Here is an 8,379-nt window from a genome sequence, read left to right on the forward strand (position 1 = left end):
GGCGGCCGGGGACGACGACGAGAGCGATTCCGCCGAGGAGACCGCGACGGACGCCGACGAGGCGAGCGACGGTGTCGTCGCGACCGCGGGCGTCGAAGACGGGGTCGAGGTCGTGGTCGACCAGCGCGAGCTCGACTCCTCGATCGCCAAGTCGCTCTCGACGCGCGAGGGGCTGGTCACCCGGCTCGAAACCCTCGCGGTCGGCGACTACGTGCTCTCGGACCGGGTCGCCGTCGAGCGGAAGTCGGCCGCCGACTTCGTCGACTCGATGCTCGACGCCGACCGATCGCTGTTCCAGCAGGTCGGCGAGCTGTCGCGGGCGTACGCACGACCCGTCCTGATCGTCGAAGGGACGAACCTCTACGGACAGCGGGACATCGACCCGAACGCGATCCGTGGTGCGCTCGCGTCACTCGCGGTCGATTTCGGGATCAGCGTCCTCCGAACGGAGGGCGAGACGGACACGACCGAGCTGCTGGCGACGATCGCGCGCCGCGAGCAGGAGACGCGCGACCGCGAGGTGAGCGTCCACGGCGAGAAGACGACGAAGACCCGCGCGGAACAACAGGAGTACGTCGTCTCCTCCATCGCCGACATCGGCCCCATCACCGCTCGGAGCCTGTTGGAACACTTCGGCAGCGTGGAGGCCGTGATGACCGCCGAAAAAACGGATCTACTGGAGGTCGACGGCGTCGGGTCGGTGACGGCCGAGCGGATCCGGGAAGTGGTGGGGAGCGAGTACGAGTGATGGCATCACCCGGTCACAGCTCGTAGACTTCCCCGTCGACCGCCAGCGGCTCCGCGAACGCCTCGTCGGGCGGGTAGTAGTGTGCGAGGTGGACGAGCCGCGTCCGATCGGCGCGTAGCTCGTCGGCGAGCGCGAGCGCCCCCTCTCGAGTCATGTGTTTCGACCCGAACGTGCGGGGGATCCCGTCCGGCCCCTCGTGGCGCCCGCCGATCGGGTGGTACTCGCAGAGCGAGGCGGGGACGATGGCGTCGGCGAGGAGGAGGTCGGGGTCCGCGAGCGTCTCCCGCGATCGGTCGGGGATGTCGTAGCTCGTATCGCCGGTGAGCGAGAGCTTCGCGCCCGTTTCCGGGTCCTCGACGACGAGCCCGAAACAGAGCAGCGGCGGGTGATCGACGGGGACGAATCGGAGCTCGAACCCACAGGACTCGAACGGCTCGAACGGGTCCCGGGCGTGGACGCCGATCCGGTCCTCCAAGTAGTCGTACTTGTCGCGGATCGTCTCGGCGACGCTCTCGTCGGTGGCCGGGTCGGTTTCGCTCGGCGCGTGGACGGGGAGGCCGTCCACCAGCCGGTAGACGTTGCCGAGGCCGTCGAGGTGATCGAAGTGGATGTGTGTCACGACACCGGCGTCGGGGAGCGGGACGTCGTTCGCGAGGAACTGGCTCCGGAAGTCCGGGCTGAAATCGACGAGCAGCGAGTCGCCCGTGCGCTCGTTGGCGACGTGGACCGAAAAGCGCGAGCGTGACACGCCGCGGTCGCGCGCCTCGATACACGTCGCACAGTCGCAACCGACGGTCGGCGTTCCAGTCGTATCGCCGGTTCCCAGCAGGGTGACCCGCATTCTCGCCCGGAGCTTCGTCGGCCACCGACTTAGCGTCCGTGATCGGGAGCGGACGGCTCGACCACCGAGCGGCCGGATCACCCCGAGGTATAACGTCGTTCGGGACCGAAACGGCGGTATGCACGACAGTCGCGACCTCGTCCTCGCGCGGCTCCCGTCAGGCGTTCCGATCCGCACGACCGTCCACGTGTACGGGGAGGGGCATCTCGTCGACGACCCTGGATCCGGCCCCCGGCTGGTGACTCCGGACGACGGTGGCCCCGTGGTGTACGCGCAGGCCGCCCAACACGGGCGAGAGGTGAACGGTACAGCGGTCCTCCGACGGCTCCACGATCGACACATGGACGCGGACGACGATCCCGGCGGCTCGGACGCGCTTGACGACCTCGCCGGCACGCTCGTGACCGTCCCCGTCGCCGACCCGCTCACCTTCGATCACGTCTCGTACACGACGCCGGAGGCGCTGGACTCGGTGCACTCGAACATGAACCGTTGTTGGCCCGGCGATCCCGAGGGCACCCTCCACGAGCGGATGGCCGCGCGACTCTGGTCGTTCGTGAGCGACGCCGACGCCGTCGTCGACCTCCACACCGGGTCGCCGTCGATGCTCACGCACACGGTCTATATGCGCGGTGACGAGGAGTGTCGGCGGCTCGCGGAAGCGTTCGGCACGAACCTGTTGCTCGCCGAATCGGCCGGCGACGATGCGGACACGGAGTGGGCCGAGCGCGGGTTCGCGGGCAAGCTCCGGGTCGCGGCCACCCGGGAGGGGATCCCGACGATCACGCCGGAGCTCGCGCACAGCCGTGAGATCGTCGAGTCGGCGGTCGAGGCCGGCGTCGACGGGATGATCGGGGTTCTACGTTCGGAGGGGCTCCTCGCCGGCGACCCCGAACCGTGGGACGGAACCGTCGCCCGCAACCACCTCGGCCGCGTAACCGCCGCGGACTCGGGGCTGTTCCGACCGCGACCGGACCTCGATATCGGAGACGAGGTCGCGGACGGCGACCGGCTCGGCGAGGTGTACGACCCGACGACGTTCGAGACGCTCCAGACCGCCGTGGCCGACCGCGACGGGATCGTCTACTCGGTCGCGCGCGAGTCGACGGTTACCGCGGGGTCGACACTCGTCGGCGTGGCCGAACGGCTCGAGGACGCGAGTACCGACGCGTAGCCGGCGATCGATGCCGACCCGACACGAAACGTATTTATTTCGGCTTCGACGAGCCGTGAGTACGTCTTTTTGGCCAGCCTAAATCGGAATGCTTATTTGTTTTAGGTCGGCCTAAAACAAATATGGCACACGACTCCCGCGGTCGCAACGCTGCCTCGATCACGGACCGTCGGTCGTTCCTCGGAAGCCTCGGTGCGGCCGGCACGCTCGCGCTCGCCGGCTGTGCCGGCTTCGGAGGTGGGGACGGCGACCCATTCGACGACTACGGTCCGCAGGGTGCCGCGCTCGAACCATCCGCCGTCTCGTGGGACGACCTCGGTGACCTCGAGGGCGAGCTCACGGTGTACTCCGGACGTACCAGAGACCAGATCGACCCGCTGTTCGCCGCCATCGAGGAGCGGTACGACGAGTTCACCATCGACAGCGATTTCGACGACAACTCCACCCAGCTCAACAAGATCAACGAGGAGACCGCCGACACCCGCCCCGACGTGTTCTACACTCAGTCGTCCGGCGCGCTCGCCGCGCTCAAACAGGACGGCCTCGTCCGGACGCTGCCGGAGGACGTGATCGACGCCGTCGACGACAACTACAGCGACCCCGACGGGACGTGGACCGGTGCCTCCGGTCGTGTGCGAGCGATCCTGTACAACACGGAGCTGTGGGAGGGCGGCGCGGACGCCCTACCGGACGATATCTTCGCGTACGCCGAGGACGACCGGTTCGAGGGGATCATCTCCACCCGTCCGAACTCCGGGACGTTCCGGTCGTTCATCGTCGCCATGATCGAGATGGAAGGCGAGCAGGCGACCCGCGAGTGGGTCCGCTCGATGGTGGAAGACCAAGACGCGACGCTGTACTCCAGCGGCTCGCAGCAGGCCGAGGAGGTGGCGGCCGGAAACCAGGCGGTCGCGCTCGGCAATCAGTACTACGCCGGTCGGATAGTGGAGAACGATCCCGACTCCCCGCTCGACGTGGCGTTTACCTCCGGCGACGCCGGGTGTCTGTTCAACGTCTCGGGGGTCGGGATCCTCGAGGACGCCGACAAGCCGAACCTCGCGGCGGAGTTCACCCGGCACGTCCTCGCGGCCGAGGGACAGGAGTTCTTCGTGGAGACGAACGGGGAGTATCCCGTCCTCGACGGCGTCGAGTACGTCGGCGACCTCCCGACGCTCGCGGAGATCAACCCGCCAGAGTTCGACCTGAACGCCCTCGCGAACGTCGAGCAGGCGGTCGACCTGCTCCGCGAGGAAGGGATGACGGTGTAAACTACCCCATTCGACTCCTTCGACGCTCGTTCCAGAAGCCGTATATCGCGCGAGACGAACCGTGATCCGAGAAGTCGTGTTCGAGACGCTCCGCGATGAGTCCACGAGCCCGGAGGAGGCGGACGACTACTCCTCGCTCGGCCTCCTGCTCTTGAGCGGCGTCATCGCCGTGCTCGTGACGTCGCCGCTGTTCTGGCTGTTCCTCCGCGCGTCGGAGGTGGCGTCGCCCGAGCGCGCGGTCTCGCTCGTGTTCTCGGCGCGCACCGCGGAGATCCTCGCCAACAGCGTCGGGCTGATGCTCGCCGTCACCGTGCTCTCGGTCGCCATCGGCGTCCCGTTGGCAGTCGTGACGACGGGGACAGACCTCCCGTACGGCCGGTTCTGGACGATCGTCGCGGCGTTGCCGCTCGTGATCCCGAGCTACATCGGGGCGTTCGCGTTCGTCCGAACGTTCGGCCGGGGCGGGGAGCTGAGCACCGCACTCGGGATCCCGCTCCCCACCATCGACGGGTTCTGGGGTGCCGTGCTCGTCATCACGCTGTACACCTACCCGTACGTGTTCCTGTCGACGCGGGCCGCCCTGTTGTCGCTCGACATGGCGCTCGTCGAAGCGGCGCGCAGCCTCAACGTCGCGCCGATCGCGGCGTATCGGCGCGTCGTCCTCCCGCAGATCCGACCCGCGATCGCCGCCGGCGCGCTCCTCGTCGCCCTGTACGCGGTGTCGGACTTCGGAACCCCGGCGTTCATGCGGGTGAGCGTCTTCACCTACGAGATCTATGTCGAGTCCGGCGCGTTCAACGTCGAGTACGCCGCGCTGCTCTCCTTGCAGCTGTTGGCGGTCACCGCAGTCATCCTGCTGATCGAGGCGCGGGTCGGCCGCGACGAGGGGTCGTCGGGCGGCGGCCGGACCGCCCGGATCCGACTCGGCCGCTGGAAGTGGCCCGCGATGGCGGGGATCGCCGCGATCGGCGTCGTCACGCTCGTCGTCCCCGTCGCGATCTTCGGCGTGTGGGCGCTTCGCGGACCGTCGGGGGAGATACCCTCGCTCGCGTTCGAGCTCGGGTTCGCGCTCAACTCCGTCTTCCTCGCGACGATGGCGGCCGCCGTCGCCTGCCTGCTCGCGATCCCGGTGGCGTACCAGTCGGCGCGCTCCGACTCCCGGCTCTCCCGGCTGTTCGAGCGCGCGACGTACGTCGGCTTCGCGGTCCCCGGCGTCGTCATCGGGCTGGCGCTGGTCTTCTTCGGCTCGAACTACGCCCCCTGGGCGTACCGGACGGTCCCCCTCCTCGTGTTCGCGTACGTCGTCCGGTTCCTCCCGCAAGTCGTCGGGACGACGCGCTCGGCCGTGTTACAGGTCGATGACCGGCTCGTCGAGGCCGCTCGCACGCTGAACGCCGGGCGGGTCGAGACGTTCCGGAAGGTGACGCTCCCGCTCATCCTCCCGGGGATCGTCGCCGGAGGCGTGTTGGTGTTCCTGACGACGATGAAGGAGCTGCCCGCGACGCTTTTGTTACAGCCCAGCGGCGTCGACACGCTGGTGACGATCGTGTGGGCCGCCCACGAGACACTGTACTACCAGTACGCGGCGATCCCCGCACTCATCCTCGTGGTGGTCTCGGCGCTCTCGATGGTAGTGCTGCTGAGACAGGAGTCCGGCCTCGGGTGAGAATGGAGGCGTCGACGATCACGGCGGGCGGTTGACAGTCACGGCGAGGGGCTACGTACCCGTATCCCTCCGTCCGCCGCGACCGTCACGAACAGTCGCTCGCGGACCTCCCGACCGTGGACCGCGTCGCCGGCGCGGTCGCCGATCGTCTTCATCAGGTCCGGGGCGGTCTCGTTGACTTTCACGCCCGCCTCGTCGCAGGCGTCATACACCCGTTTCGGAGCGTCATAGAGGTCGGTTCCGGCAGGGATCTCCACGCGGACCGGGGAGGCGAGCGCCTCGGCGAACGCGACCGTCTCGCGAGCACGCTCGATATTGTCACGCGCGCTCGCCTCGACGCTGGAGACGTTCGCCCGGGAGGTGCCGAGCCGCTCGGCGATGTCGGACTGGCGTAAGCCCTGTTCGCGGAGCGCGAGCACCTCGGCCTGTCGCTGCGTGAGCACACCGGTGTCGGCGTCGAACCCGGCACGCCCCAACAGCTCGTCGGCGTCGACCGTCTCGTCGGCGTCGTCCGCGGCGGGACCCCCGGACCCGTCGTCGTTCGCGACCATACACGTACGACGGGACGGTCGGTGAAAAAACGGCGGTTCCCGTCGGGCACGGCGGTGTCAGGACTGTCCGTGGGGCGAGTCGGCCCCGATACGCCTCACTTGCCCCAGAAGTTCTCGCGGCTGCCGAGCCGCTCTCGGTCGGGACGGTCGCGGCGACGATCGCTCTCGTCGTCGCCGTCGGCGGCGTCCTGTTCGCCGTCCCCGTCGTCGGCGTCGGCGTCCGCTTCGCCGCCCTCGCTCTCGTCGTCCTCGTCGCCGTCCTCCGGAAGACGCTCGACGACCTCCTGGGCGGTCGCGTGGCTCGATTTTACGCGATGGATCCGGACCTCGGCGCGCGCCGGCGGAAGCAGCCCGTCGACAAGGACGATGAACCCGTCGTCAGTACGGCCGACGCCGGCCCCGCTCTCGTGGATGTCGTCGACCTCGACGACGACCTCCTCACCCGGCTGGACCGGCTGCTGTTTGAGCTCGTAGATCGGCATGTCGTAGTGGTTACACCACTCGGCACCCCCCTTGTTGCCGTAGTGTTGACATCCCATGCCCTGGATCCGTTCGTCGAAGCTGGGGCAGTCGTCGGCGAGTGGACAGTCCGCCATACCGTACCGAAACCGGCCGCCGTTGTAAACGTTTCCGACTGTACACGGTGAAACCGACGAAACCAGCGTGTCGGCGGGGTGAACACGGACTCAGAGGAACTCACGGACCTCCGAGTACCACATGTCGTGGTGGTCGACGGCGTCGACCGCGTCGGCGACATCGACCGCGATGGCGTGCCAGCAGCGCTCGCTCGGGTCGTCGCTATCGAGGTTGTACGTCGCGTCCGCACAGGTACACTCCCCCTCCTCGACGACGTACTCGTCGTCGTACCCGACGACGACCGTGAAATCGCGGTACCGTTTCACTCGCCGGTCGCCGACCGCCTCGATCGCGCGCTTCCCGCGATCGCCGTGCTCGGCGACGATGGCGGCGGCGATCGGCCCGGACAGCTCCCCGGACTCGGCGAGCGTCGCGCGCCAGTCGTCGACCGGCTCCATGGGTCGCCGTTCTCGGGCGGTCGGTTAAACACCGTCGGTCGGCAGGGTCGTCGCGACGCCGTCGGTTCAGCGTCCCGCGTCGCCCCACTCGGATTCGAGCACGCCGTACCAGTGGACGTCCCAGTATCGGCCGTCGACGAACACCGCCTCGCGACTCGTCCCCTCGCGGACGTAGCCGAGTGATTCGAGCAGCGCCTGCGAGGCGTCGTTGAACGCGAACACGCGGGCAGCGATCCGGTGGAGGCCGCGCTGTCGGAAGCCGTAGTTCGTCAGGAGCCTGGCCGCCTCCCGACCGTGGCCCTGCCGACGGAACCCCTCGGCGATCCAGTAGCCGAGCTCCATGGCGTCCGCCTCGTCCGGGGTCGGCGAGAGGCCCACCGTCCCCGCCGGCGCGCCGTCGACGGCGACGAGGAGGTGGACGCCGTCGCCGTCACAGACGACGTCCTCGAAGAACTCCCGCTCCTGCGGCCCGTTGACCGGGTCCGACGACCCGATGGCCCGCCAGACGGAGGAGTCGTTGATGTGTTTCTGGAGGAACTCGAGGTCCTCCTCCTCGATCGTTCGGAGTGCGACCTCGTCGCCATCGAGGAACACTGGCCCGGGCATTGGCCGTGATCGGGTGGCAGTAAATAAATAGATTCAGTCGGTGTGTGATGTATAGGCATACCAACCCTGATAGCGTCTATCGAAAACGCGATCGGCAGCGGACTCCGCCGGATGCAGGTATAAATAGCGCGGCAACCGTCGTAAAACCGTATATAAGTGGCGCGGCAACTGCCGCGTTTCGACGTATACGGAACGCTCGGTCGCGGTTGCTCCGCTCACTCCAGAACGACGAGCACGTCGCCCATGTCGACGCTGTCGCCCTCGCCGACGTGGACGCCCGCGACCGTGCCGCCGCGCTCGGCCACCACGTCGTTCTCCATCTTCATCGCTTCGAGGACGCAGACCACGTCGCCGGCGGCGACCTCGTCGCCCTCGCCGACGTCGACGGAGAGGATCGTCCCCTGCATCTCCGCCTCGATCGCCTCCCCGCCCTCGGCGACATCGACGCTGCTGGACCCGCCGTCGTCCCCGTCGTCGGTCGTCTGCGGCGG

The 8,379-nt window shown here is 68.3% G+C and carries 10 protein-coding genes; 4 read left to right on the plus strand and 6 right to left on the minus strand.

Going from position 1 to position 8,379, the window contains the following annotated elements:
• A partial coding sequence (locus ACFQEU_RS07990) for an ERCC4 domain-containing protein (protein WP_379780977.1) occupies positions 1–748 on the plus strand: 748 nt, incomplete at its 5' end.
• 13 nt (positions 749–761) lie between these two features.
• Here ACFQEU_RS07990 and ACFQEU_RS07995 read toward each other — a convergent pair.
• Complete coding sequence (locus tag ACFQEU_RS07995) at positions 762–1,589, minus strand: MBL fold metallo-hydrolase (RefSeq protein WP_379780979.1); 828 nt, start codon at positions 1,587–1,589, stop codon at positions 762–764.
• Positions 1,590–1,707: 118 nt separating this feature from the next.
• Here ACFQEU_RS07995 and ACFQEU_RS08000 point away from each other — a divergent pair, with 118 nt between their 5' ends.
• The 3 genes from ACFQEU_RS08000 (at position 1,708) to ACFQEU_RS08010 (ending at position 5,697) form a co-directional block, all read left to right on the plus strand.
• On the plus strand, positions 1,708–2,763 hold the full coding sequence (locus ACFQEU_RS08000) for a succinylglutamate desuccinylase/aspartoacylase family protein (RefSeq protein ID WP_379780981.1): 1,056 nt from the start codon (positions 1,708–1,710) through the stop codon (positions 2,761–2,763).
• Positions 2,764–2,885: 122 nt separating this feature from the next.
• A complete protein-coding gene (locus ACFQEU_RS08005) occupies positions 2,886–4,031 on the plus strand; it encodes an extracellular solute-binding protein (protein WP_379780983.1) in 1,146 nt (381 codons plus the stop codon).
• A gap of 64 nt (positions 4,032–4,095) precedes the next feature.
• Positions 4,096–5,697, plus strand: coding sequence for an ABC transporter permease (locus tag ACFQEU_RS08010; RefSeq protein ID WP_379780995.1), 1,602 nt, complete (start codon positions 4,096–4,098; stop codon positions 5,695–5,697).
• Between the two features lie 38 nt (positions 5,698–5,735).
• Here ACFQEU_RS08010 and ACFQEU_RS08015 read toward each other — a convergent pair whose 3' ends face one another.
• The 5 genes from ACFQEU_RS08015 to ACFQEU_RS08035 all read right to left on the minus strand — a co-directional run.
• Positions 5,736–6,248: a Tfx family DNA-binding protein gene (locus tag ACFQEU_RS08015; RefSeq protein ID WP_379780985.1), complete on the minus strand. Its 513-nt coding sequence runs from the start codon at positions 6,246–6,248 to the stop codon at positions 5,736–5,738.
• Positions 6,249–6,343: 95 nt separating this feature from the next.
• Complete coding sequence (locus ACFQEU_RS08020; RefSeq protein WP_379780987.1) at positions 6,344–6,844, minus strand: TRAM domain-containing protein; 501 nt, start codon at positions 6,842–6,844, stop codon at positions 6,344–6,346.
• A gap of 90 nt (positions 6,845–6,934) precedes the next feature.
• Positions 6,935–7,282: a hypothetical protein gene (locus ACFQEU_RS08025; RefSeq protein ID WP_379780989.1), complete on the minus strand. Its 348-nt coding sequence runs from the start codon at positions 7,280–7,282 to the stop codon at positions 6,935–6,937.
• Between the two features lie 66 nt (positions 7,283–7,348).
• Complete coding sequence (locus tag ACFQEU_RS08030; protein WP_379780991.1) at positions 7,349–7,888, minus strand: GNAT family N-acetyltransferase; 540 nt, start codon at positions 7,886–7,888, stop codon at positions 7,349–7,351.
• A gap of 215 nt (positions 7,889–8,103) precedes the next feature.
• On the minus strand, positions 8,104–8,379 hold a 276-nt coding region (locus tag ACFQEU_RS08035), incomplete at its 5' end, for a biotin/lipoyl-containing protein (RefSeq protein ID WP_379780993.1).

Source organism: Halorubrum tibetense (genome assembly GCF_042661865.1).
Lineage (GTDB): Archaea > Halobacteriota > Halobacteria > Halobacteriales > Haloferacaceae > Halorubrum > Halorubrum tibetense.

Excerpts from the sequence above, each read along its gene's own strand:
- ACFQEU_RS07995 (WP_379780979.1), bottom strand. The coding sequence starts at position 1,589 with ATGCGGGTCACCCTGCTGGGAACCGGCGATACGACTGGAACGCCGACC.
- ACFQEU_RS08000 (WP_379780981.1), top strand. The coding sequence starts at position 1,708 with ATGCACGACAGTCGCGACCTCGTCCTCGCGCGGCTCCCGTCAGGCGTT.
- ACFQEU_RS08005 (WP_379780983.1), top strand. The coding sequence starts at position 2,886 with ATGGCACACGACTCCCGCGGTCGCAACGCTGCCTCGATCACGGACCGT.
- ACFQEU_RS08015 (WP_379780985.1), bottom strand. The coding sequence starts at position 6,248 with ATGGTCGCGAACGACGACGGGTCCGGGGGTCCCGCCGCGGACGACGCC.
- ACFQEU_RS08020 (WP_379780987.1), bottom strand. The coding sequence starts at position 6,844 with ATGGCGGACTGTCCACTCGCCGACGACTGCCCCAGCTTCGACGAACGG.
- ACFQEU_RS08025 (WP_379780989.1), bottom strand. The coding sequence starts at position 7,282 with ATGGAGCCGGTCGACGACTGGCGCGCGACGCTCGCCGAGTCCGGGGAG.
- ACFQEU_RS08030 (WP_379780991.1), bottom strand. The coding sequence starts at position 7,888 with ATGCCCGGGCCAGTGTTCCTCGATGGCGACGAGGTCGCACTCCGAACG.